We start from the raw sequence: 24,819 nt of genomic DNA, 5'->3' as shown, positions 1-24,819 counted from the left end.
GTTATAGCTATTACTGGTATTACTGAATACCAAAAAAAAGTCATATATTCTGGTGAAATCTTAAAGTCCAACCTAAGTAATAATGCCAAGTATAACGATGCAGCAATGAGTATTATATCGTACAGTATGAAACTTCTATATCTTTTCATAAATTCACATCCTCTTCAATTTATGTTGCATAAATATTTCTTTATAACCTTACGTTTAAATTTTACATCATTTTAAAAATAATTCAACTTTAATTATAGTGCTTAAACTCCATATATACAAACTTTATTATTGAATAACTAAATTTTTTACAATTAATTCATATATTCATATTTAACTAATCTATTAAATTCTTTAATTTCACACAATAATTTAATATTTATAATTTAACTATATGTAATTCGTCTTTTAAAAACTAATGAAAATATCCACCCCTAAGCATCCCACAGATATTTAAGAGGTGAATATCCAAAAATCAATAAATTCCTTATTAAAAATTGCTTATTTTATTTAAGATATTAATTTTATTATATTAATATCTTCTATAGTTAACCCTTAGTTAACCCTTATCTTCATCTCCTCAATACACTTCAATATATTAATCTTCAAAACCATTTTAGTTTGGTTGTCTATATATATATCCACTCCGTGGGGAATAAGTATGCTGGCTGCTGCACCAAATTTTCTTAAAAGTAAAATATCGTAATCTTCCTTTTGAATATTGTTATAATTTTCTTTTAAGGTTTGCAAAATCCCCTTACCCTCTTCTATGCTCACCTCACCGGATTTAATAAACTTTTCTAATATATACATGTGTAGAATTTTTTCAAAAGAAAGAGCAAGTCCCAAAGGATATAGCTGACTATATATATTCATGGTCATTTCTGTAACTAAATTTCTTCTTAAAACTTCATCCTTACTAAAGGAGATATCCTTCAAATTAGGTGTAAACATGTGGGCAATTTCATCTAATGATAAATCATCCTTCATATTTTTTATTACATTGATTCTATCTAGTATTTTATCTTTAGGAAAAAAGGTTTCCTGCCCTGTAAAGGATGATTTCTTAATAAACCATTCTTCTGGAATTAGTTTCTTTCGCTTCCATCTATACAATTGTCCGTAGGATATACCCGTTAAATCTAAAAGTTCCTTTTTAGAAATCAAGTCCTCCTCCATCTTATACTACCTCCTTCCTCTTACGGTACACACATATTACACTCCCCAATAACTACTCCCCAGTCCCCAACTGGTTCTAATCCCTATTCTCCAGTCACTAAGATCTATTCTCCAATAACTATCCACTACTCCCTCAGGTTCACCACTAACTAATCTTTACTCACTTCAAAACAATTAGATACAACATTCTATCTTACATAAATTATCATTGTAAGTATTCCTCTATACCTGTCCCTTACTTTCTAACACACTATTTTTTTCCTCTATCACACTAGCCCTCTAGCCCACTAGCCCACTAGCACCCTAATTCGGCCCTCTGGCCAACTAGCCCCCTAATCTAGTGTGTTCCTAATATTCCCTTATCTCTGCATTTTCTATCTATTCTTAAGAATATCCAATTTCCTAAAATACAACACACTATCATAGACACAATAAGTATTATAAATTCAATTTTTAAAGAAAACAATGGTTTTTGATTTATTAATATAACTCTGTTACTGTCATACATATAAGTAAGTGGTATAGCTAGTGATATAGCCATAAATGCCTTTGGAAGTACTTTTATAGGGAAAAAGCTTCCTGACATAGCATTGATTATACTGCTGCTTAAATCTATTATTGGGTTTGCATTTTTAGCTATTAAAACCAGTCCCGCTATAGCAACACCTATACCCATAAGGCCAATTATTCCTGGTATTATGAATGCTACAGCCTTTAAAATGTCACCTGTTACTCTAAATCCAAAGGCAAAATGGCATATAACCCCTGTAATAATAATCTCTATAGTAGTTATAAGTAATTTAGATAAGCTTTTGCTTATTAAAAGGCTTATTCTACTGGCAGGAGCAGACCAATTGGATTCCAAAACACCCTGCTGCATTTCTTCTTTAAGAGAAAATCCAATAGACCAAAACACCGTTTGCACATAGCTCATTACCATATATCCAACTACTAAAAATCCCATAAAATCTGAATTACCAGTGTACTTAGAAAATCCAGTCATTTCTCCATTTACAGAAAAGCTTCTACCCATGAAATAGAATGGTGTAAGCCATATCAGTGGATCAAAAAAACTAAATATAACATTAATAGGATATCTAAAATATATTTTCATGCTTATTATAAATCTCGCTCTGTAAACATATAACTTTCTTAATAACTTTTCCTTCAACTGATTCACCCCCTAGAATCTTCCTAAAGCCCCTTGATTTTTTACTTTCTTTTCCGTATATAAAAAAGCAAGTCTTCCTAATACGAAAATAGCTACTCCTAAAATTAAACACATTATTATATTAAAAGAAGCTGCCTTCAAAGTCTCACCATTAACCATCAACTGTCTTGCTGCTATTATCCCGTAAGTAAATGGAATACATTTAGATATGCTCTGCATCCATAAAGGAGTTATTGCTATTGGAAAAGTTATTCCACAAAGCATCATTATAAACCCTCTTACAAACTGTACTGCAGTATTAGTTTCCTTTGCCCATAAAACTAAACTAGCAAATAAACATCCTAAGCCATATATACCTGGAATCATTATTAAAAATATTAAAAACCAGTGTATAATGTTTCCTGTAAAATGAACTCTGTATATAAATCTATACTCTAAAACGGAGATTACATTTACGGTAAAAGCCTCAATCATAGATACAAGTCCTGCCCCAACTAAATAATCAAATTTATTTATAGGACAAAGCCAATTAGACTCTAAAGTACCTCTCATCTGTTCCTCTCTTAAAAAAGTTCCAAAGCCCCACATAGTTGAATTTACCCACATCCATAGCATGGTTCCAACCACAATATATCCAACATAATTTGGTGTTCCAGTTACAGCACTAAAGGCTTTTAGTCCTGATCTATCCGGTCCTGAAAACCCAATAGCGCTTAAAATATACATGGCAGGGAAAATTAAAGGCCATATTATTATTTGTATAATCCAAGTAGGATACCTCATTATTAAGGTAAATTCTTTTCTTAAAACCGTACCAATAGTTCTAAACCTATTCATTTAATTCACCACCTAATCCCTCAAACTCTTTCCTGTTAAATGTATAAATACATCTTCTAGGGAAGGTTCCTTCACATTCATACTAAGTATTTTTTTATTATTATTTGAAACACAATCTATTATCTTTTGAATAACCACATCTCCATCCATGTGGTGAATGTTTAAAATATACCTTCTTCCAGCCTCATCATATTTACTCACTACATTTTCAATATCTTTAATTTCTTTTATTTCATCTAAAAGTTTTTTATCAGAACTATCCACTTCTACGTTCAGAGTCTTTACCTGATTTAATTTTCTTTTTAAATTTTCTGGAGTATCTAGTGCTATTATTTTTCCACCATCTATTATTGCTATTCTATCACTTAAAAAATCCGCCTCTTCCATGTAATGAGTAGTTAAAAGCACAGTTCTTCCTTCGTTTTTTATCTCTAAAATTATCTCTCTTAAATTAATAGCTGCTTGAGGGTCTAGTCCTAGGGTTGGCTCATCTAGTAAAACCACTGGCGCATTAGGTATCAAAGCTTTTCCTAAAGCTACCTTTTGCTTCATGCCTGTAGAATATTTCTCCACTAATTCATCTGCTTTATCTGATAACCCTAATCTATCTAATACCTTTTGAGTTCTTTCTTTAGCTTCCTTTTTATTGCATCCATATAGAGCTGCAAAATACTCTAAATTTTCCCTAGCACTTAGCTTCCAGTATATACTTCTGTCCCCTGCTAGTACTGTTCCTATGTTACTTAGGGCTTCCATAGGATTTTTGTCCACGTCTTTTCCCATAACTGTAACACTGCCACTTGTTGGTCTTAAAAGCCCTGTTATCATTTTTATAGTTGTTGTTTTACCAGCCCCATTAGGTCCTAAAAGCCCAAAGATTTCACCTTTATTTATGTGAAAACTCACATCATCTACTGCTTTGAATTCCTTCTTCTCTGTTTTTTTAAATAATTTCTTTTTTTCACTTATAAAATATTTTTTTAAGTTTTTAACCTCTACTGCCTTTTCCATTTTTAAAGCCCCCTTTTTTAATTAAGAATTGAAAATTGAGAGTTATTTAAGTTATATTTTCTTTGTTACATTTACTTTTGATTCATTTGACATATTGAAGCTTTCACTGTATTCAACATTTTCTATATTGCATCCAGGTCCTAGTACTATGCTTTTGCCTCTAACTGTTTCAGCATGAGTGTATTCTAGGTATATTTCATCACCTTCTATTAATTCACATTCTAATTTAGCCACGGTATTATTAAAAGATACTTTAAAAAATCTTCCAATTCCTTTTTCATCATTCTTCTTTACTTCTATCTTTTCTCCACCTATTTCTCCTACTTCATTTTTTCCCTTTAATTTTATGTTTATTTCTCCAGCATTGAGCATTCCTTCAATTTGGAAGACTCCATTAGAATTAAATATTTCTGCCTCACAATCCCCACCTATTTCTACTGCTCCTGAAATTTCTATTTCCTCTGAATACACATTGCCATCCACATCTATAGCTCCAGCTATTTTAAACTTTTTACACTTTACATTTCCCTTTATATCTGCAGCACCACTGACACTTATACGCTCACCTTTTACATTTCCATCTATATCTGCAGCACCTGCAACCTTTATGATTTCTCCCTCTACATTTCCATTTATATCCCCTGCTCCTAATACCTTTAGCTCCTTACACTTTAAATCACCATTTACATCTCCAGAACCAAGTATTTTAACTTGATTATATTCTCCACCTGAACTTTCTCCAGAACCTAGTATTTTTACATCCCCTAAATTATTTTCCATGTTAAACCCTCCTTTTACTCTCTTAAAAATTCATTATTTATATTACGTAATAATATTCTATTCACTTAATGTAACATTGTTACGTTGAATAAACAAAAAATATTTTCTTAATCATACTTTTTTTAGTAGTCCCATAATATTTAATAGCTAACTTTTATTTAACACTTTATCCGATGACTACCTGCCGTAACACGCACTACTTTAACTATAAATAATATCATACCAACATTACACACTGTGTAAATTTAGCGTGTTTACTTATTTAAATGCTACTGTATAAAATAACTAAGCAATTTGTAAGTATAATATTTAAATATACCTAAGGTATATTTTTAAGCTTTACCTTCATAAAATTGCTTTAAAATTATCTTTTTATGTCTATTACATGTTTATTGTAACATAACATTGTTTCATTGTAAATACTTTTACAATTATTATAAATGAAAAATAGGAACTTCTTACTTTCTTACCTATTGCCTATTACTTATCTACAAGTTTCTATTCATCCAACAATTAAAATTATGTATTCTTATATATAAATCATAATCACATCTACGTATTTAGACTGGCTGCCGCCAATAAAAGATTTTTTAAGCCCTTAAAAGAAAAGGTATAACCTCTTCATTTAATGAATCAGTTATACCTTTTCCCACTATACCATTGCTTATATTCAATTAAAGATTTTCCGTAACGCAGTGGAGGAAAATAATCATTCACTCTTACTTCTTACCTCTTATTTAATTCTTACTTCCTCTACAAATTCCCATTTATTGATCATAAGATATTGAGAACTAGTGACTAGAACCTAATGATTTTTCTATATCTTTAACTACTTCATCTTCTGGATCTATTTCTTTTGCAAGTTTTAAATGCACTTTAGCTTGTTCTAAATCATTTATATTTAAATAACACATAATTAAATTAGTGCATATTTCTACAGAACCGGTAAAACTAAAAGCATCTCTGAAATAGGCTATAGCTTTATCATATTCTCCTATAGAAGCATAATTAAGTCCCATTTCATTTATTATTTCCACTGCTCTGTCATCTATGGCTAAAGCCTCATTTAAATAATATATAGCCTTGTCATGATTTTTCATATTTCTATAAGCTACTGCAACATAATAATATATTTCAGCTTTGTCCCCTAGCGGCTGCATAAGTGGAATTAACAATTTCAACGCTTCTTCTGGTTCTTCACTTACTAAATCTTTACCCTTATCATATTGATTTATTATGCTTAAAGATTCTTTAAATGAACTGATTTCCTTGCTTTCCTCACCGCCTTTAGCTATATATGTATTTATACAATAATAGGCCTTTTGGAAATCCTCCTGCTCTTTTAATACAAGAGCTTCATATAAATATGGTTCTGAAAAATTCTCATATAATTCCTTGCATTGAGCTATTAACTCTAATTCCTCTTCCACATAAAGTTTACTGCTCCCTCTCAGTTTATCACAAAGCAATAGGAGTTTTGAAAAGTTATCCTCACTTTTTTCTATAGTACAAAGTCCTTTTAGCATTATATATGCTTCTTCATAATTATTCTTTTTAATTTCTTTTGCAATCTTAGATTTTATAAATTTTTCCGCATCTTTAGTATTTAAAATCATCTTTTCATAATATTTATTAAACTTAAAGTTAGCATCTGCCCCCAAAACAAAAAACATTCCTTCTATAAAGAAACTCATGGGTATTACATCTAAAGCCTTAGTTTCTTTTATCTCTTTAGCTAAGTTTTCTGTTCCCACAGGCATGTATATGTCCCCTTTTAAATCCACATTAAAAAGTTCCTTAAGTCTTTCTCTTTTTATATTTAAAAATAGTAATTTAGATAATTTCTCCGCATAATGAGCTTTTAAATCCATTAAAATTCACCTCCAAGATTTTTTACACATCTAATATTAATTTAAAGTGCTTGTATTGTAAAGTATTCATTTTTATTATACCGTAATTGTAAATGACTACAATTATAAACAGATCTCTAACCTTCAGATGGAGTTTTTACTCCATCTGAAGGTTAGAGATCGTTATCTAGGGACGTAGCTGCCGTTATCTCCCACTTTGTTAGAAGTGGGAGTGTTACGGCAGATAGTCATCGGATAAAAGATAAAGGGTGAAAACTCACCCTTTATATAAATGTACTAATTTTAGCTTGTTAATTTTATAACTGAACTTTTCCACATAAGTTTTAAACTATATATTATTGTTATAATTTAAAATGTAGAATTTAAATTATATATTAAAGCTCCCAATTTATTTAATTTATTAAAATAAATAATATTATTTTAGTCTATTAAACTCATTACTTGCTCTTTAAATTTAATCATTTTATCTTTACAGTTTTCACTGCTATTTCCTACCACTGATAGATATATTTTTATTTTTGGTTCTGTACCTGAAGGTCTCACTACAAAGCAAGAATTATCCTCTAGTATAAACTTTAATACATTAGACTTTGGCAAATCTATTTTTTCCTCATTTATTTCTACTAAATCCTTTTGAATTCCTAATTTATAGTCAAATTTCTTAACTATTTTAACCTGATCTAAATGAGCTTTCATGGAATGTCTCAAGTGCTCCATAAGATTCTCTATTTTTTCCTGTCCTTCTTTTCCCTTAAGGGTAATGGACACTAATTCTTCTTTATAAAATCCATATTTATTGTATAATTCCTGCAGTGCATCATATAGCGTCATACCTTTTGTTTTATAGTAAAGTGTCATTTCACTTATAAGCATAGATGTTATAACTGCATCTTTATCTCTTACAAAATCCCCTGTTAAATAGCCATAGCTTTCTTCAAATCCAAAGATATACTTTTTATCTCCCTTTTCTTCAAACTCCTTCATTTTTTCGCCTATGTACTTAAATCCTGTAAGTACATCTATAATTTCCACATTATACTCTTTAGCTATTTCTCTAGCTATTTCTGTAGTAACTATAGTTTTAATTACTACTCCATTTTTAGGCAGCTTATTTTCTTCTTTTAAAGAGGATAATATATATTCCATTAATAGTGCTCCCGTTTGATTTCCTGTTAACACCTTATATTTTCCTTCTTTATTTTTAACTACCACACCAATTCTATCACAATCCGGATCAGTTCCAAAAATAATATCTGGTTCAATATCTTCTGCCATTTTTAATGCTATATCAAATACTTTTGCATCCTCTGGGTTAGGATATTCTACTGTAGGGAAATTTCCATCAGGATTTTCTTGTTCTTTAACAGTATACACTTTATCATATCCTAATTCTTTTAAAACTCTTCTCACTGGCTTATTGCCTGAACCATGAATAGGAGTATATATTATCTTTAATTCATCAGCCTTTTCCCTAATAAGGGCTTTTCTTATAGATAATTCTTTTACCTTATCTATATATGCCTTGTCTACTTCTTCTCCTATTATAGATAATAATCCTTTTTCTTTAGCCTCTTCCAAGTCCATAAATTTAATTTCACTAAAATCTTTAACAGCATTTATTTCTGATATTATCTCTTCTGCTACCCTATCTGTTATTTGTCCACCATCTTCTCCATAAACCTTGTAACCATTGTATTCCTTTGGATTGTGTGAAGCTGTTATTACTATACCTGCACTGCTTTTCAAATGTCTAACAGTAAAAGACAGCATAGGAGTAGGCCTTAAATCTTCGAATAAATTTACCTTTATTCCATTGCCACAAAGTACTCTAGCTGCAGCTTCGGCAAATTCCTTAGATTTGTTTCTAGAATCATAGGCTATGCTGACAGAAGCCCCTTTTCCCTTGTTATTTATTAAATATCTACTTAGACCTTCTGTGGATTTTCCTACAGTATAAATGTTCATTCTATTGCTTCCAGCACCTATTACTCCTCTAAGTCCACCAGTTCCAAATTGAAGATCTTTATAAAATCTATCTTCTATTTCTTTTTCATCCTTTTTTATATCTATAAGTTCTTTTTTAGTTTCTTCATCAATAAAATTAGAATTTATCCATAAATGATATTTTTCATTATATGTCATTTTTATCCCCCTTGCTTTTTATCATTTCATATATTAAAACACCTTACTAATATATAATATTACAAATAAAAGGAATAATCAATTTGATTATTCCTTTTTTTCATCTTGTTCATCAATTTCTTCTTCGTCCATATATGTTCCTTCATTTTTTGCATAAGTAACGCTTACAATAACTGTATCCGGATCCTCTATCATAGATATTTCTTTAGCCATTTCCACATCACCCATTCTTACAACATTTCCAACCTTTAATCCTTTTAAATCAATGTGAATATTCTTTGGTAATTCTTCAGCATTACATTGAACTTTAATACTGTTTTTTTCCTTTTGCAATATACCTCCATTTTTAGATACCAATTTTTCATTGTGAAATATTATAGGTACATCTGCTTGTATAATGGAGTTCTTTTTGACTTCTTGTAAATCCACATGAATTATTTCATGATTTACAGCATCCCTTTGTACTTCCTTAATAAGGGCCTTTACTCTGTTTCCTTCTAAATTTAAATCTAAAATTCCGTGTTCTCCTACTTCGTTTATCTCTCTACTTAATTCCAATTCTCCCACTTCAAACATATAGTTTCCCACAGATTTACCATAAAGAACTCCTGGAACTAAGCCATTTCTTCTCATCTTTTTAGCAGCATGAGAAGTTTTATTTTCTCTTTTACTCAATGTTAAACTTTCCATTTTTATCCCTCCCATTTATGTATTATTGACATGATTTATGAATAATATTCCTACCAAATGAAATACTAATGTTATCACGTATACATAACCACCTTTTTGCCACTGAAATCAGAGGATTTGCTTGCTAAAAAAAATATAAAAATTATTTAAAATAATTTTGTTTTTTTTATTGCATTCTATTTCCATTTAACTTATAATGATATTGTTTTACACGAACTAGATAATATTTCTAAGGAAGTTCGCGGAATTTTAAGAAAGAAGGTGTTAATTAAGGTGTATAAATTAAATCAAAAGGAAACTCCTTTATTTGATGCATTAATGGAATATGTAGATAGAGATACTTTACCGTTTCATGTACCTGGTCACAAAAAGGGAGTGGGAATGGACGAAACTTTTAAAAACTTCATAGGTGAAAATCCTTTTAAAATTGATGTAACAGTTTTTAAGTTAGTTGATAGCCTGCATCATCCTAATGGACCTATAAAAAGAGCCCAGGAACTAGCTGCAGATGCTTATGGTTCTATTGCTTCATTTTTTTCAATTCATGGCACATCAGGTGCTATACAAGCTATGATACTTTCAGTGGTAGGAGCTGGTGATAAAATCATTATCCCTAGAAATGTTCATAAATCTGTTACTGCTGGAATAATATTAAGTGGTGCTCACCCTGTTTATATGCAACCTGAAATAGATAAAGATTTAGGTATAGCTCATGGAGTATCACCAGAAACAGTGGAAAAAACCCTTAAAGAAAACCCTGATGCAAAAGCAGTTTTGATAATTAACCCTACTTATTATGGGGTAGCTACAAATATAAAGAGGATAAGTGATATAGTTCACAATTATAATATTCCTCTTATAGTAGATGAAGCTCATGGTCCACATTTAGGATTTAATGATAAATTACCTGTTTCAGCTATAGAAGCTGGAGCTGACATGTGCGCTCAAAGCACACATAAAATAATAGGTGCCCTAACTCAGTGCTCCTTATTACACGTTAATTCAGATAGAGTAGATACTAGAAGAGTACAACAGGTATTAAATTTACTTCACACTACATCACCTTCTTATATTCTTATGGCTTCTCTTGATTGTGCTAGAAGACAAATTGCCTTAAATGGTAAAGAGCTTTTAGATAAAACCATAGAATTATCAAACTATGTAAGAAGTGAAATAAATAAAATTCCTGGCTTCAAGTGTTTTGGAGAAGAAATTTTAGGAACTCCTGGCGCTTATGCCTTTGATCCAACTAAGATAACTATAACTTGTAAGGATTTAGGCATCACAGGATACCAGCTTGATACAATACTTGCTGATAAATACCATATTCAAATGGAATTATCAGATTTCTATAATACTTTAGCTGTAGGTTCTTTTGGAGATACAAAGGAAGGTATGGATAGACTTTTAAGTGCTCTTAAAGAAATAAGCAAAGACTATTACGGAAAAAGTGATAGAAAAATTGACTTCCTAGATATACCTGCTATTCCTGAGCAAGTATTAATTCCTAGAGAAGCCTTCAATAGTGAAAAAACTTGTGTACCTATTACTGAAAGTATAGGAAAAATAAGCGGTGAATTCCTACTAGCTTATCCACCTGGAATACCTGTTTTATGTCCTGGTGAAAAAATCACTAAAGAAGTAGTTGACTACGTATCACAGTTAAAAGAAGCTGGTCTTTACGTACAAGGTACAGAGGATCCTAATGTAGAATACATCAAAGTAGTTGAAAAAGAAGACGCTGTATTTATAAATGTAGAATAATTTAATATATAAAAAAAGTGTGGTTTCAAACCACACTTTTTATATATCTCTTATAAGAGTCATAAGATTGTTAAAATTATTATTTTCTGCCTCTTTTAAAAATCTACTATAATCATTTTCACTCATGTCTAATATCCTACTATATGTACGCAATACTTTTTCAAAATACCCCATTACATAGTTAGTTTTAATAAGTAATCCTATATTTCTAGTTCTAAAAGTAGCAGAATATAGCCTTCTTGTCTTTTCTGCTTTTTTCTTCAATTTGCCGTAGTACTGTCCCGCTGGATATATAGCTTTAACTTTTTTGAAATTCAACATCAAAGCTTCCTTATACACAGGATAAATTTTTTCTAAACACTCAATGCTGAAATTTTTTTCTTCTTTTTTCATTTCTTCTACAATATCTATTACTTCCTGTAGCTTTTCATTATTCTTTCTTCTAAGCTCTAGAACTTTTTTAACTATAGGCAATACCTGATCTATTGCTTCCTTTTCTTCTTTTTTCTTATATCTCTCTTGTAAAATTTTAAGTCCCAATTCTGCCTCTGAATAATCACTCTTATCCTTGATTATATCACTTTCACTTTGAACAGTTTTGTATATACTTAATCTATTGTCTTTATCAAAGAATATTTCATAATAATAAAATAGCTTTACAAGTTCTCTCCTTACTTGCTTTTTATCTAAAACCTTATCCCATTCATTTATAAATATAAACTGGCTTTCTTTTCCTTTAATATTCTGCATAATTCCTTTACTAAAAACTACTTTTCTATATAAACCCCCAAAATACTCTACAGGATTAGATACCTTTACACTTTCTCCCTTTTTAATATAAGAATTAAGTTTTTCTAATAATTCTGGTGATGCTTCATTGTACATTAACACTCTCCCCCTTCTAGTTATATTTACTATTATAGCAAAAAAATCAAACCATACCTAGTACTTAAATACAGTAACTGAAATAGCACTCTATAAACTTAAAGTTTATACCGCTAAGCTTTTTCCAAATTTTAATTAAATAAGTATAACCTCATGCTTTCACATGAGGCCTAATTCAATTTCCTTTGATATATAGTAATTACCTAAGTATCAACAATTAATTTCATTGTGAATTTTAGTTAATTATTCATCTATATAATCTGGAAATAAGCTATCCATTTTTTGTGGTGGATAGAAGTCTGGTACATCTCTATTCATAAATTCTGTACATGGATCTTGCTCTCCTGGACACTCATTAGGTATTGGACAATATCCATAGCATGGAATTAATAACTGTACTAAAAGTTCATTTTTAACTATGATAAATAGTCCTAACGTTATACATAAAGCTACTTTATCAGTACCTGTACAGTCTACTTTAACTAATTCTGATCTTAAGCAATCAGCAATTACTTCTAATTTTATCATCTTTTTATCTGCATCTTCTACTTCTGGATTACATATGCAACCTTTACTAATTGAAACCTCTGCTATTGGCTCAGGACAATAGAATTTTGGAACAGTTATTGTTTGATTTACTTCATAGCATAATGTCTTAGACTCGCATCCGCATTCGCTTCCACTTCCAGTATACACTAATACATCTACTTTAAAAGTTACTGTGAAGTTAACTGTTACTCTTTTATATCCCTCTTCGCCTTTTATACAGGATTTTGATACAGAAATAATATCCACATCAAAATTACGACAGCAGCCTATTTTTTTAACTTGACTTGGATCAGTAACTCCTTCTATTTCCTGGCACAAGTCTGTTTCATCTACAGGTTTAAGACATCTTTTAATTAAACATTGGTCAAATATCTTAGGTACTTGAATACAACATAACTCATCAGGGTCTGGTAAACACCCCTGTCTATTTACAAAACCAGGGCGTGGAATAAAATCCTTAGGATTAATTGCCATAAAATATCCTCCTTATCTATATTAAAATAATATTGTTTTCTCAATATATATTATGCAGACAAATGTTAAGTGTGCTTCTATATAATAATCATTAATTTATTACTAAATATATTTTTTTAAAATTTTATCTATTTTAATTTACAGGTGACTATTTAAAGAATATACCATTGAATTCATTAATATATTTTATATAAGGAGGTGCGCTATGAGTCTATATATTTTAAAAGATATCTCAGACACTCTTTGGAAATTCTATATTGATAAAAATAAACTTCTTATATGCGATAATTATTATGAAAAAGTACAAATAGATAAAAATGTATCAGAATTTCATGTTAATATAAACTATATAGGAACCATACAACTGATATACATAACCTATGATGGGGATGTAAGATATTGTGAATTTAATAAAAAATGGACAACACAAACTCTATATACCCTTTCTAATAAGGGTGATAAAATACAGGAATTAAAGATATACTCTTTAAATAATGAACTTCATATATTCTTTATTTTTCTTAAAGAAAATGAAAAACATAAGGGTGATTTATTACACTACAAATGGTCTGGAAACAAATTCAATACAAGTATTGTGGCTTCATTAAATTTTGATTATTCCTCCATTAAACATTATGATATAGAAATACTTAATGATGAACTATATATATTCTTTTTACAAAATGAAAAAAATCAAAATTCCTTAAATATGAGCAAATACAAAAAAAATTTATGGAGTAATGCTAAAAAACTATATAGACTATATGGAAGTAACATACAATTTTCTACTATAAAAAAAGATAATGTTTTTCATATTTTAAATTTCACAAAAGATAAGAATATTTATACATTAGAGCATGTATCTCTAGATGAAAACGGAAATATGAAGGCCTTTAAAATTCACCAAAGTAATGATAAAATATGCAATCCATTGTTCCTCATTGAAAATAATTCTTTATATTCTATGTGGACAGAAAATAGTTCTTTAATATATTGTTGCTTCAAGGATAGTTGGAATAAATGTAATAATATTTTTATTGAAAATATAAATAGAATACAAAAATCTAGATATATATCTGAAGAAAACTTTAATGACAGCTTACAGGCTAAAGAAGTATTTATTTTAAACTCTTCTCCTATGAAAATTTTTTTACCAGAAGAAACCCTAATATATAATGATATGGAAGAAATAAATCTCCATTTACTAGAAAATTGCGATGCAGAAAGAACCATACAAAAATTACTTAAGGAAATTTCCTACACTAAAATGCTAAACGATAAATTAGCAAAGAGAATTTCCATATTAAAAAACAAATTATATGAAAAAGACATTTCTATGAATAATATTAATAATTATTTAAACCAAACTAGTGCCCAAAAAAAGGCTATTGAAAAAGATTATAATTCATTACTCCAATCCCAAAATAATTTTGTAAACGAACTAAAAGATATAAAAAATAAATTAAATTTAGAAAAAGATAAAGGTGAATCTCTTAAGAATACAATACAGAAACTCTCTCAAGAAAATAATAACCTAAAAGAAAGTTCACTTAAAACAAAAGAATTTGAAAATAAAAGTTGCCAATATAGCTGTGAATATCTAAAAAATTTAGAATTCAAAATTAAAGAAAAGGAAAAGGAAAATAATACACTTAAAGGAGAACTTGAACGTTTTAAGAATATGAGTTTTTTTGATAAAATTTTCAAAATGAAATAAATAACGCCGCACTTTTTAGTGCGGCGTTATTTATTTCATTATATTTATTTTTTCTTACTTTTTTCTTGTAATGGGTTGTTTGTTATATTTGTAAGTTTTGGATTGTTTTTACCTGATTCTTCTGTACCTGCTACTCCATCCATAGTAAATTGTTCTAATCCTACAGAAATTATCTTGCAGGTGGAAATAGCTATATAGTATCCATAGTATTCCAATATAACTATTCCATCAGAAACTGCATATACATACCCATCATAACTATAATTATCAGTATAAATATATACATACAATCCTCTATAGCTCTCTAATTGTTTCCTAATAGGAGCTTCACAACAACCACAATAACCTTTATCTGGCTTACATTTATTGTCCAACAATTCTATATCTTCTATATCTTGCCCTTCTGGCGGTAAACCTATAGATTCAATTTTACAAACTGAAATCTTTTCAACATATCCACTATAATATGGATACCTAAGAGTTAATATATTGTTATTAATCCCTAAGAATATCCATCCATCATAGAAATATCCATCATCTGTTAATAAATATATAGTATCCCCATATTCAAACTGTTTTAATAAATATTCCATAGGCTCTACGCAGCAGTCACAATAGTCACAGCTTTTTTTTCTTTACAGTCTTTATCCTTGCAACAATCAACTACACATATATCACAGCAGTCACAACAACTTTTTTTGCAAAATAACTCTTTTAGCTTATATGCTAAAAGCTCTTGTTCACACATTCCCATTTATTTAACACTCCTTTTCATCTTTTACCATTTTACTTCTCATTTGTATCTAATTCATTATATGCAAGTGCTTCCTATATGGTTATTTAAAAGATAAATATAAAAGTATAAATATTAAATACTTGTTATATACTTTATTATTTGTTTTTTTACTTATCACTTTAAACTTGTCAATTACCACTCCTTTATCTCCTAAATACATTACCCTAATATAGTCCAAATCCCCTATAATCCTCATATAATATATAGAAAACATGACTTTATAAAACTTTAATTAAAATAATAAAATCATATGATTTTTAATAAATTTTTTCAAAGACATACACCTTTATATACTATTAGTTGTGTGTAGATAAATAAAATATTTAAGTAGGTGATTATAATTGAAATGTAAAAAAACTATAATATGTTTACCGAAATGTCAATGTTGCGAAGGCCCTCCTGGTCCTAGAGGGCCTAGAGGACCTCAGGGTGAGCCTGGTGAACCTGGTGAACCTGGTGAACCTGGCAGCATAGCATGTAATTGTTGTGAAGAATCTATGAAAGATTTACTAACTCAAATAGATACTAGTGAAACAGTAACCTTAAGCAAAGTTATCCTAACTAGTAGCAGTGAAATATCTAATGTAAATACTATTAAAGGTTTTCCAGAAGAATCTCTTGTGGAATTTGCAAAAGTAACTCCTTCTGGAGAAGAATCAAACAATATTATAATCTCCATATGCAAAATTGTTTCAGTGGAAGTGACTATAAATGAAGCTCACACTAAACCAGATATAGATTTATTAGTTACAGACGAGCCAAACTGCCCTTGTTGTGTTGATGATTTGAGAAAATATTTCAATACACTAAATATAAACACCCAAATTCCTCAAATAGATACTAACGGTAATGGAGGATCATATCAAATCACAAATGATTACTTTCAAGCTGTAGGTGATGGAATATTATACACATCAGCTCAATCCTCTGCTGCAGATGGAAGCTTTAATAAAAATACTAAAATTAGCTATACTTCTTTATGCGAAATAACCTCCATCAAACTTACTGAACCAGAAACTCCTTAGTAGCATTGCCACTTAATTAGTAGTAAATAAAATATAAATAATAAAAAACTAGAGCTTCTATCTGAAGATTATTTAATATAATTTTCAATAAAAGCTCTAGTTTTTCAATTTTTAATAGTTTAGTTTATATATTTTATAACTACTATTTGGCCTCGCTTAATCCAATATTTAATGCCTTTTTATTTATATCCACTATTTTAGCTGGAAGGCTCTCTTCTAATACCTTTTCCCAATCTAAATTATCAAGACCTAGTACCTTTATTAAAGCTCCTAATAATATTATGTTTTGAGCTTTAATTGTTCCCAAATCTTCTGCCATTTTAGATGCATTCATTACAACTTTATTTTCTACTGCTTCGCTTAATTTTTCTATAACTTTTTCTGGATACTTCTCTTGTCCAATCAATACAGGTACAGGATATATTTCATAGTCATTTACTACTACATATCCACCCTTTTTAAGATGTGGAAGCCATCTTGCTGCTTCACTTTTTTCAAAAGCCACTATGGCATCTGCAGCGCCTTTTTCAATAAGTGGTGAATAAACCTTTTCTCCAAATCTTACTTGAGTTGTAACACTGCCTCCCCTTTGAGCCATTCCATGTACTTCTGACATTTTAACGTCATAACCATTTTTCATAAGTCCCTCTGCTAGTGTTTTAGAAGCCAAAATAGTTCCTTGTCCACCAACACCAACAAATAAAACACTTTTAATCTCTTTCATTTTATTCACCTACCTTTTCAATAGCATCAAATTTACATACTTGCTTACATATTTCACAGCCGTTGCACATATTTTGATCTATACTTACCACACCATCTTTAAATTGAAGTGCTGGGCAGCCTGTCTTTAAGCAAGCTTTACATTTCATACATTTATCAGTATTTACAACACATTTAATACCTGCTCTTGCTTTTAACACATCTTTCTTAAGAGCACATGGTTGTTTTGTTATTATAACAAATGGTTCATTGCTATCATGAGCTTCTTTAACAGCTTCTTCTGTGGATTTTAAATCATATGGATCTACCACTCTTATGTTTTCTTCTCTAATTCCAACAGATAAAGCTACTTTTTCTATGTCTACCATTGGAGCTGGTTTATTTTGAAGAGTTTTTCCTGTTCCAGGATTTTCTTGATGACCTGTCATAGCAGTTATTCTGTTGTCCAATATACAAGTAACTATAGGTATATTGTTATAAACTGAATTTATAAGTCCTGTAATTCCTGAATGGAAGAATGTAGAGTCTCCTATAAATGCAAATACCTTTTTATCTTCTCTCTTTGCCATTTGATTAGCTTTTTCCATTCCAAGTCCGCCAGAAATTGATGCACCCATACATATAACTGTATCAGTTACACCTAAAGGTGGTACTAATCCTAATGTATAACATCCTATATCACCAGTAGCTATTACATCTTTATACTTAGAAACTGCATAGAATATTCCTCTATGAGGACATCCTGGACAAAGCACTGGAGGTCTAGATGGAGCTTTAATATCTGTTTCATAAACTCCTTTATTTTCTTCCTTCAATATAGCTTTTCTTATTATATCTGGATTTAATTCTTCACAAATTGGAATAATTTCTTTTCCTGTACAAGGTATTCCCATTGCTTTAACAGCTGTTTCAATATAAGGATCATTTTCTTCTATGATGTAAAGCTTTTCCACCTTTGATGCAAAATCTCTAATCATTTCATCTGGAAGTGGATAACTATATCCTATTTTTAAGTAAGAAGCCTTGTCCCCAAAAACTTCTTTAGCATATTGATAGGATATACCGCTGGTTATAATACCTATTTTAGTATCTCCCATTTCTATTCTATTTAAGAAAGTTTTGTTTGAGTATTGTCTTAGTTTTTCTAGTCTTTCTTCAACTTCATAGTGTTTTGCCTTAGAGTGAGCTGGTATCATTACATACTTTTTAACATTTTTCTCATAAGGTTTTACTCCTACTTCTACTCTTTCGCCTAATTCTACTATAGATTTTGAGTGTGAAACCCTAGTAGTACTTCTAAATAAAACCAATGTATCATATTCTTCACTTATTCTATAAGCTTCCTTTATATAATCTAAACATTCTTGAGAATCTGATGGTTCTATTAAAGCCACCTTAGCGTGTGGAGCATAATATCTATTGTCCTGTTCATTTTGAGATGAATGCATTCCTGGATCATCTGCTGTTACAACTACTAGTCCACCATTTACTCCTTCATAAGCCATGGTGAAAAGTGGATCTGCAGCCACATTCAATCCTACATGCTTCATAGTGCTTAAACTTCTTGCACCACCAATAGCAGCACCTGAAGATACTTCTAATGCTACCTTTTCATTTGGTGCCCATTCAGCATATACTCCCTCATATTTAGCAAGATTTTCAAGTATCTCAGTACTTGGCGTTCCTGGATAAGCTGAAGCTATAGTAACTCCTGCCTCATAGGCTCCTCTTGCAATAGCCTCGTTACCTGACATTATCACTTTCATAATAATACCCCCTTAAAATTATTTTACAGCCAAAGCTCCTAGTGCTATAGAATATAACTTAGATTTTGCACTGTCAGCTCTGGATACAAGTACTACAGGACATTTAGCTCCCACTATTATTCCTGCATTTTCTGCCCCAGCAAAGTATGTCAATGATTTTCCTAATAAATTACCTGCCTCTATATTTGGAACTAATAATATATCTGCTTCTCCTGCTACAGGGCTATGAATGCCTTTATGTTCTGCAGCCTCTTTAGATATAGCATTATCAAGGGCTAAAGGTCCTTCTATTATGCAACCCTTCATTTGGCCTCTCTTATTCATTTGGCTTAATGCTGCAGCATCTACTGTTGCCTGCATTGATGGGTTTACAACCTCCACTGCACATAGTGGTGCTACCTTTGGATTATCTATGCCAAGGGCATGAGCCACCTTTGCTGCATTATTTATAATTTCTATCTTATCCTTTAATTCTGGGTATGGTACCATACCTCCATCTGTTAAGAATATAAGTTTTGGATAAGTTTTTACCCCATAAATCATCACATGAGATAATAAGCTATTCCCTCTAAGATTAGCTTCTTTATTTAAAACTGCTTTTAAAAGTGGCGCTGTTCCCAGCATACCCTTCATTATAAAATCTGCTTGTCCTTTTGATACAAACTCCACAGCTTTTGCTGCAGCCTTTATAATGTCCTTTTCATTTACTATTTTTATATTATCTAAACTATAATTTTCCTTTTCACAAATTTCTTTTATTTTTTCTTCATCACCAACCAGTATAGCATCAACTATTCCTAATTTTACTGCCTCTGTAACTGCTTCTAATACTGGTTTATCTTGAGCTACTGCCACGGATAAAGTTCTTTTTTTTCCGTCTTTGGCCTTTTGAATCAACTCTTCCAATTTAGTAACCATCCAGATTCCCCCTTTTTTAATTTTATCCTACCCCTTAAAATAATTAATAAATATTCGTTAAAATATTATTTTATACTTTAAACTAGATATTTAAAAACTTTAAATATCTATATCTAATAAGTATTTTCATTATAAAATATTTTCAAAATTTTTAAAAAAATATCTCTAATGATAGTATAATATTTCAAATATTTTTGTCAATGCAATCTGCTAAAGTGCTTCTTCTTTACAATCGCCCCTATAAATACTAAGCTAGGAAATATTATTTGAATAAAAAATCCATAAAATGGCCATAAATCCTGTACAAATTCCCCAGCCTCCATAACGCTTCCAAACATTATATAAGTGAAGTTTAAAGATAAAAAAACCACAGGAACTAAAATATCTCTATAATCTTTTAAATTAAATACACTTTGTATTCCCTTAGAAACCCCTAAAAAGCAAAAACTCACTTCCATAAATTGCATTATAGTAAATGCAACAGAAACTACCACTTCTAATCTTTGAAATTCTCCTGCAAATTGCATTCTTTTTATAGATGCATATCCTGAATAATAAAAAGAAGAATATATCTCTCCACCCAGTAACATTATTGTCACAATTGTGACAATAAGAGTAACAATTCCTCCTAAAATAAGCGGCTTAATAAATATATTTTTAGTTTTATCATCATATCTTACACAATCAAAAAAATTTAAGAATAAAAAAACCTCACTAAAAGGAAAAGTAAGTAATGCAACACCTTCTTTTAATATTTCTTTTATGCTATGAGAAAAAAATGGCTTTAAATTTGTAATATCCATCTGAGGAATTAATAATATAGATGTTATAAAAATAAATATTAATATAATTCTTATAAAAAACTGAGCCCAATTTGCTAAAACCTCAATACCTTTCATTAGTATCCATATGCTCAATATACCTATAATTAATATTGGAATAAATAGCGGTGTATTAAACAAAGCTGTTAATTTAATAAAATCCACAAAGTCATTTAAAATATATGATCCTAAAAAAAAAGTATTACCTATAAATATTAAACTAAATACTTTACCAAAAACTTTACCAAAAACTTCTTCTAGTATTTGAAACAAATTTTTTCCAGGGTATAAATTCATAAGCCTCCCATACATAACAACCACAGGAATTACAAGAATAATTCCTACTATTAAAGCTATCCAAGCATCTTGCTTAACTGCAGAACCCATGCTAAACAATAGATATGCTCCTATGGAATAGCAAAATATAAATAGCTGCATCTGTTTATTAGATATACTTTCTTCCTTCATGTAATTATCCTCCCAAAGCACTCTTTAGCAATTCTAAAAATTTTCTAAAATATATCATAGGATCCACGATATCTATTTTTAAAGCCACTAAGGAGCTAATAACAACACTTATACTCATTATTACAATATATATGGGAATCTCCCTTTTTAAATTATTATGATATAACTTTACTATGTCATATCCAAAAATTAATGCATAAAAAGAAATTATCAGCACAATCATATTAAATACCTACTTTTATATTCTTTTTATTAAGTCCACTATATTTTATATTTATATTTACAAATACATTTATATCTATATCTTTAAAAACTTCATTCCAGTTGTCTGATACTTTTTTCCATTCCTTTTGCTTGTTTTTCTTTAATAAATCTCCAAAACCCACTATATCACTTTTATACTCATTTTGAGTTTTTTCTATTAGATTGTATATCTTTTTATCTATGGATTTCTCTGCCTGTTTTTTTAATTTACCTCTATTTTCCTTCGAAACATAGTTTATATCTTTCTCTCCTAGTTCGGATAGTGCTACATCCATATTTATATACATATTCATAGATATTTTATCATCCTTTTTTTTTACCTTTACCTTTCTACTTACATTCATCATTTCCAAACTTATACTTTCCCTATTTTCTAGTTCTATAGGAACTATAAACTTTTGTTTTTTACCTCTGAGAATTTGCAAAATAATAGTATCTTCTTCACTTAATTTTCCTATCATTTTATCCTTTCTAAAAACTGCTGTTCCAAAAACCTCAAAATCAGCTTTATCCTCTTCTTTAACTACTTTAACCATAGAAGCTGTTGCGGAAATTCCTTTGTCTGATAAATCCCTTATAAATTTAAATACCTCTATTGAGTTAAACTTTCCTATTTTATTAGAATTTTTAATGGCATCTGCCAATTCATAAGATATTATCTCATCGTATTTTTTACTCTTAGTGAGTATTTCGGAAGCAGTGCTCATTTGTGATACTAAAATCCACATATCGTTTCTTACTTCTACGTCCCTGTTAATTAAATCTATCACTGGTACTATACCCTGTTCTGCAATATCTTTGCTCACTATAACAACTTTAGCATGGGATAGCTGCAGCATCTTTCCTGTCCTTTTGATAGCATCTCTAAGAGCTGAATGTATAGTTTTACCTCTACTTTGAATTATATTAGATTTTATAATATTAGCACTAATAGATGCTTCTAGTACTTCTGATGTTAATATATATTCATCTGTATCCTTATCCTTATCCACTGCAAAGCCTGCTACATATTTCACATCGTTCATTTCTGTGTAATCCCAGCATCCACAAACCATTGTGGAAAAAACAATCAATATAAATAAAATAAGAATTTTACTTATATACTTTCTCATCTTTTTATTCCTTCTCTTTAATATTATTTTTCATCCTTATAAAATCCTTAGATATAAATTTAGTTCTATATTTTAAAAGCCACCAAGGCATCCTTATGGTAGTATCAACTATAGTGTATTTTTCCATATTAGCTATCTTTAACATATAAGGTATACCAAAACTCTTTATAGACATTAAATGAATAGATAGCCCCATTCCAACAAATATTACTCCATATATTCCAAAAAGAGAGGCTGCAATTAAAAATATAAATCTTAAAGAAATTATTGCTGCCTTCATTTCATAAATAATCAATCCCGATATGCCAGTAACACCTACAACAATTACCATAGGTGCACTTACAAATTTTGCATTTACAGCTGCATCACCTAAAACTAAAGCTCCTACAATACTCACTGCCCCACCTACATGCTTAGGCAATCTAGTACCCGCCTCCCTTATTATTTCAAAAGTAATCAACATAACTATACTTTCAATAACCGTTGGAAGAGGTACCCCTTCTCTAGCTAAATATATACTTAAAGCTAATTCCGTAGGAATTAATTCCTTATGAAATGTAGTAATGGCCACATAAATTCCTGGTGTAATTATAGTAATAATAAATCCAATTATCCTTATAACTCTATTCATAGATGCAAATATAAATTGATCATAGTAATCTTCATTTACTTGAAAATATTCAATAAATAAAAACGGAAGAGTTAATACCACAGGAGTGCCATCGCATAATAAAGCTATTCTACCCTGTAAAAGTTTAGAAGCAACCACATCTGGTCTTTCGGTATTTCCGATAGTCCTAAAGGGTGATAATGGAGCATCGTTTATACATTCCTGTATCGCTGCAGTAGAAAAAATCCCATCTATATTTATGTCATCCAACCTTTTTTCCAGTTCCCTTAAAATTTTATCATTAGCTATTCCCTCTACATAAGCTATACAAATTTTAGTCCTGCTTCTAACTCCCAATTCCCTAAACTTAAACTTTAAATCTGGGGAATTTATTTTTCTTCTAATTAAAGATAAATTTTTAATTATGGATTCATTGAAACCTTCCCTAGGTCCTTTTACTATAGTTTCGGAAGATGGCTCTTCTATAGACCTAGTATCCCATCCCTTAGTGTTGATAATTAGTGCCTTATCATATCCATCTATAAATAATATAGAATCCCCATAAAGTAAATTATGAATTAACTCATCCACACTATTTACGATTTTCACATCATCTACCATTATTACTTCATCACTTATATGTTGCACTAAATCCTCTGTGCCCCCATTTAAACCTTGCTTATTATTTTGATTTAAATTATATGTGGTAATTGGATATATAATACTTTTATTTATGGTTTCACTTTTTACCATTCCATCTATAAAAATAAGACAAAATTCTGTAGAAGAATTTCTATTTTTAAATTTTCTATAAATTATAGTACCATCATCTTTTAGTATATCCTTTTGAAACAAATCTATATTTTTTTGAAGTGATTTATTTAAATTATACTGTTCAAGTACATTTTTTAGTGTTTTGCTATCTTTATTATTTATTTGCTTCTTCTCTTTATTATTATCATCTTGCTTATTCTTTTTACCTTTTTTGTTATTTTTGATTTTTTCCAATAGCTTTTTCACTAAAATCACTTCCTTTTACTATAAAATTCTACTTAGTTTATTATTTGCAAAAAAGCTTAATATATTCAAATAATAAGCAAATTGTGACGTAATGGCATAGGAAAAATCTGATTTTAAGTCCACAATAAATATATTTTTTTAGACTGTTCGCAGTACGCTAAGAAATTCTAATGTTTTCAAATTTGAATACCCTAAAGCTTTCAAACTCACTCGTTCCTCGTTCAGGCAATGAAAGCTT

The 24,819-nt window shown here is 29.8% G+C and carries 22 protein-coding genes; 3 read left to right on the top strand and 19 right to left on the bottom strand.

Annotated elements, in window-relative coordinates:
* Positions 1-543 precede the first annotated feature (543 nt).
* The 8 genes from FGK85_RS10080 to FGK85_RS10045 all read right to left on the bottom strand — a co-directional run bounded on the left by FGK85_RS10080 (position 544) and on the right by FGK85_RS10045 (position 9,669).
* Positions 544-1,167, bottom strand: coding sequence for a YhbD family protein (locus FGK85_RS10080; protein WP_138206229.1), 624 nt, complete (start codon positions 1,165-1,167; stop codon positions 544-546).
* 337 nt (positions 1,168-1,504) lie between these two features.
* Positions 1,505-2,338 carry an ABC transporter permease gene (locus tag FGK85_RS10075; RefSeq protein ID WP_243122856.1) on the bottom strand — a complete coding sequence of 278 codons (834 nt, stop codon included), beginning with the start codon at positions 2,336-2,338 and terminating at the stop codon, positions 1,505-1,507.
* 12 nt (positions 2,339-2,350) lie between these two features.
* The gene (locus FGK85_RS10070; RefSeq protein ID WP_138206227.1) at positions 2,351-3,175 is read right to left on the bottom strand and encodes an ABC transporter permease; all 825 of its coding nucleotides are present in this window, start codon (positions 3,173-3,175) and stop codon (positions 2,351-2,353) included.
* A 12-nt stretch (positions 3,176-3,187) separates the two neighbouring features.
* Positions 3,188-4,186: an ABC transporter ATP-binding protein gene (locus FGK85_RS10065; RefSeq protein ID WP_138206225.1), complete on the bottom strand. Its 999-nt coding sequence runs from the start codon at positions 4,184-4,186 to the stop codon at positions 3,188-3,190.
* Between the two features lie 51 nt (positions 4,187-4,237).
* Positions 4,238-4,966 carry a polymer-forming cytoskeletal protein gene (locus FGK85_RS10060; protein ID WP_138206223.1) on the bottom strand — a complete coding sequence of 243 codons (729 nt, stop codon included), beginning with the start codon at positions 4,964-4,966 and terminating at the stop codon, positions 4,238-4,240.
* A gap of 791 nt (positions 4,967-5,757) precedes the next feature.
* Entirely contained in the window at positions 5,758-6,837 is a 1,080-nt protein-coding gene (locus FGK85_RS10055; protein WP_138206222.1) for a tetratricopeptide repeat protein, read from the bottom strand.
* A gap of 420 nt (positions 6,838-7,257) precedes the next feature.
* On the bottom strand, positions 7,258-8,979 hold the full coding sequence (locus FGK85_RS10050; protein ID WP_138206219.1) for a phospho-sugar mutase: 1,722 nt from the start codon (positions 8,977-8,979) through the stop codon (positions 7,258-7,260).
* 87 nt (positions 8,980-9,066) lie between these two features.
* Positions 9,067-9,669, bottom strand: a complete 603-nt coding sequence (locus tag FGK85_RS10045) for a 50S ribosomal protein L25 (protein WP_138206217.1) — start codon at positions 9,667-9,669, stop codon at positions 9,067-9,069.
* A 273-nt stretch (positions 9,670-9,942) separates the two neighbouring features.
* Between FGK85_RS10045 and FGK85_RS10040 the strand changes: the two genes are divergently transcribed.
* Positions 9,943-11,433 carry an aminotransferase class I/II-fold pyridoxal phosphate-dependent enzyme gene (locus tag FGK85_RS10040; RefSeq protein ID WP_138206215.1) on the top strand — a complete coding sequence of 497 codons (1,491 nt, stop codon included), beginning with the start codon at positions 9,943-9,945 and terminating at the stop codon, positions 11,431-11,433.
* A 39-nt stretch (positions 11,434-11,472) separates the two neighbouring features.
* On the opposite strand, the gene FGK85_RS10035 is transcribed toward FGK85_RS10040, so the two are convergent.
* Together FGK85_RS10035 and FGK85_RS10030 are read right to left on the bottom strand one after the other, a co-directional pair.
* Positions 11,473-12,318, bottom strand: coding sequence for a hypothetical protein (locus tag FGK85_RS10035; RefSeq protein ID WP_138206213.1), 846 nt, complete (start codon positions 12,316-12,318; stop codon positions 11,473-11,475).
* 243 nt (positions 12,319-12,561) lie between these two features.
* Positions 12,562-13,341 carry a hypothetical protein gene (locus FGK85_RS10030; protein WP_138206211.1) on the bottom strand — a complete coding sequence of 260 codons (780 nt, stop codon included), beginning with the start codon at positions 13,339-13,341 and terminating at the stop codon, positions 12,562-12,564.
* A 205-nt stretch (positions 13,342-13,546) separates the two neighbouring features.
* On the opposite strand from FGK85_RS10030, the gene FGK85_RS10025 reads away from it, so the two are divergent.
* Positions 13,547-15,058, top strand: coding sequence for a hypothetical protein (locus tag FGK85_RS10025; RefSeq protein ID WP_138206209.1), 1,512 nt, complete (start codon positions 13,547-13,549; stop codon positions 15,056-15,058).
* A 44-nt stretch (positions 15,059-15,102) separates the two neighbouring features.
* Here FGK85_RS10025 and FGK85_RS10020 read toward each other — a convergent pair whose 3' ends face one another.
* Both FGK85_RS10020 and FGK85_RS15360 read right to left on the bottom strand, forming a co-directional pair.
* Complete coding sequence (locus FGK85_RS10020) at positions 15,103-15,651, bottom strand: hypothetical protein (RefSeq protein ID WP_138206207.1); 549 nt, start codon at positions 15,649-15,651, stop codon at positions 15,103-15,105.
* 5 nt (positions 15,652-15,656) lie between these two features.
* Positions 15,657-15,812 carry a hypothetical protein gene (locus tag FGK85_RS15360; protein WP_171011387.1) on the bottom strand — a complete coding sequence of 52 codons (156 nt, stop codon included), beginning with the start codon at positions 15,810-15,812 and terminating at the stop codon, positions 15,657-15,659.
* A gap of 383 nt (positions 15,813-16,195) precedes the next feature.
* On the opposite strand from FGK85_RS15360, the gene FGK85_RS10015 reads away from it, so the two are divergent.
* Positions 16,196-16,879, top strand: a complete 684-nt coding sequence (locus FGK85_RS10015) for a hypothetical protein (RefSeq protein WP_138206205.1) — start codon at positions 16,196-16,198, stop codon at positions 16,877-16,879.
* A 142-nt stretch (positions 16,880-17,021) separates the two neighbouring features.
* Here the strand turns inward: FGK85_RS10015 and FGK85_RS10010 are convergent, their stop codons facing one another.
* The 7 genes from FGK85_RS10010 to FGK85_RS09980 all read right to left on the bottom strand — a co-directional run bounded on the left by FGK85_RS10010 (position 17,022) and on the right by FGK85_RS09980 (position 24,581).
* A complete protein-coding gene (locus tag FGK85_RS10010) occupies positions 17,022-17,603 on the bottom strand; it encodes an indolepyruvate oxidoreductase subunit beta (protein ID WP_138206203.1) in 582 nt (193 codons plus the stop codon).
* Position 17,604: 1 nt separating this feature from the next.
* A complete protein-coding gene (gene iorA / locus FGK85_RS10005; protein ID WP_138206201.1) occupies positions 17,605-19,368 on the bottom strand; it encodes an indolepyruvate ferredoxin oxidoreductase subunit alpha in 1,764 nt (587 codons plus the stop codon).
* 18 nt (positions 19,369-19,386) lie between these two features.
* Positions 19,387-20,286 (bottom strand): phosphate butyryltransferase, encoded by a 900-nt coding sequence (ptb, locus tag FGK85_RS10000; RefSeq protein ID WP_138206199.1) that lies wholly within the window; start codon positions 20,284-20,286, stop codon positions 19,387-19,389.
* A gap of 197 nt (positions 20,287-20,483) precedes the next feature.
* Positions 20,484-21,575 (bottom strand): GerAB/ArcD/ProY family transporter, encoded by a 1,092-nt coding sequence (locus FGK85_RS09995; RefSeq protein WP_138206197.1) that lies wholly within the window; start codon positions 21,573-21,575, stop codon positions 20,484-20,486.
* Positions 21,576-21,579: 4 nt separating this feature from the next.
* Complete coding sequence (locus FGK85_RS09990) at positions 21,580-21,798, bottom strand: hypothetical protein (protein ID WP_138206195.1); 219 nt, start codon at positions 21,796-21,798, stop codon at positions 21,580-21,582.
* 1 nt (position 21,799) lies between these two features.
* Positions 21,800-22,951: a Ger(x)C family spore germination protein gene (locus FGK85_RS09985; protein ID WP_138206193.1), complete on the bottom strand. Its 1,152-nt coding sequence runs from the start codon at positions 22,949-22,951 to the stop codon at positions 21,800-21,802.
* Between the two features lie 4 nt (positions 22,952-22,955).
* The gene (locus FGK85_RS09980) at positions 22,956-24,581 is read right to left on the bottom strand and encodes a spore germination protein (protein WP_138206191.1); all 1,626 of its coding nucleotides are present in this window, start codon (positions 24,579-24,581) and stop codon (positions 22,956-22,958) included.
* Between the last annotated feature and the right edge of the window lie 238 nt (positions 24,582-24,819).

The sequence above is a fragment of the Haloimpatiens lingqiaonensis genome (assembly GCF_901447495.1).
GTDB classification, from domain to species: Bacteria; Bacillota; Clostridia; order Clostridiales; family Clostridiaceae; genus Haloimpatiens; species Haloimpatiens lingqiaonensis.
Note: the sequence above shows the minus strand (reverse complement) of the source record. Positions and strands in the feature narration are given on the sequence as shown.

What these genes read in the sequence shown, in the direction of transcription:
- FGK85_RS10070 (WP_138206227.1), bottom strand. Translation starts at nt 3,175, where the DNA reads ATGAATAGGTTTAGAACTATTGGTACGGTTTTAAGAAAAGAATTTACC.
- FGK85_RS09990 (WP_138206195.1), bottom strand. Translation starts at nt 21,798, where the DNA reads ATGATTGTGCTGATAATTTCTTTTTATGCATTAATTTTTGGATATGAC.
- FGK85_RS10030 (WP_138206211.1), bottom strand. Translation starts at nt 13,341, where the DNA reads ATGGCAATTAATCCTAAGGATTTTATTCCACGCCCTGGTTTTGTAAAT.
- FGK85_RS10060 (WP_138206223.1), bottom strand. Translation starts at nt 4,966, where the DNA reads ATGGAAAATAATTTAGGGGATGTAAAAATACTAGGTTCTGGAGAAAGT.
- FGK85_RS09985 (WP_138206193.1), bottom strand. Translation starts at nt 22,951, where the DNA reads ATGAGAAAGTATATAAGTAAAATTCTTATTTTATTTATATTGATTGTT.
- FGK85_RS10025 (WP_138206209.1), top strand. Translation starts at nt 13,547, where the DNA reads ATGAGTCTATATATTTTAAAAGATATCTCAGACACTCTTTGGAAATTC.
- FGK85_RS09995 (WP_138206197.1), bottom strand. Translation starts at nt 21,575, where the DNA reads ATGAAGGAAGAAAGTATATCTAATAAACAGATGCAGCTATTTATATTT.
- iorA (WP_138206201.1), bottom strand. Translation starts at nt 19,368, where the DNA reads ATGAAAGTGATAATGTCAGGTAACGAGGCTATTGCAAGAGGAGCCTAT.
- FGK85_RS10055 (WP_138206222.1), bottom strand. Translation starts at nt 6,837, where the DNA reads ATGGATTTAAAAGCTCATTATGCGGAGAAATTATCTAAATTACTATTT.
- FGK85_RS15360 (WP_171011387.1), bottom strand. Translation starts at nt 15,812, where the DNA reads ATGGGAATGTGTGAACAAGAGCTTTTAGCATATAAGCTAAAAGAGTTA.
- FGK85_RS10020 (WP_138206207.1), bottom strand. Translation starts at nt 15,651, where the DNA reads ATGGAATATTTATTAAAACAGTTTGAATATGGGGATACTATATATTTA.
- FGK85_RS10080 (WP_138206229.1), bottom strand. Translation starts at nt 1,167, where the DNA reads ATGGAGGAGGACTTGATTTCTAAAAAGGAACTTTTAGATTTAACGGGT.
- FGK85_RS10010 (WP_138206203.1), bottom strand. Translation starts at nt 17,603, where the DNA reads ATGAAAGAGATTAAAAGTGTTTTATTTGTTGGTGTTGGTGGACAAGGA.
- FGK85_RS10035 (WP_138206213.1), bottom strand. Translation starts at nt 12,318, where the DNA reads ATGTACAATGAAGCATCACCAGAATTATTAGAAAAACTTAATTCTTAT.
- FGK85_RS10045 (WP_138206217.1), bottom strand. Translation starts at nt 9,669, where the DNA reads ATGGAAAGTTTAACATTGAGTAAAAGAGAAAATAAAACTTCTCATGCT.
- FGK85_RS10065 (WP_138206225.1), bottom strand. Translation starts at nt 4,186, where the DNA reads ATGGAAAAGGCAGTAGAGGTTAAAAACTTAAAAAAATATTTTATAAGT.
- FGK85_RS10050 (WP_138206219.1), bottom strand. Translation starts at nt 8,979, where the DNA reads ATGACATATAATGAAAAATATCATTTATGGATAAATTCTAATTTTATT.
- ptb (WP_138206199.1), bottom strand. Translation starts at nt 20,286, where the DNA reads ATGGTTACTAAATTGGAAGAGTTGATTCAAAAGGCCAAAGACGGAAAA.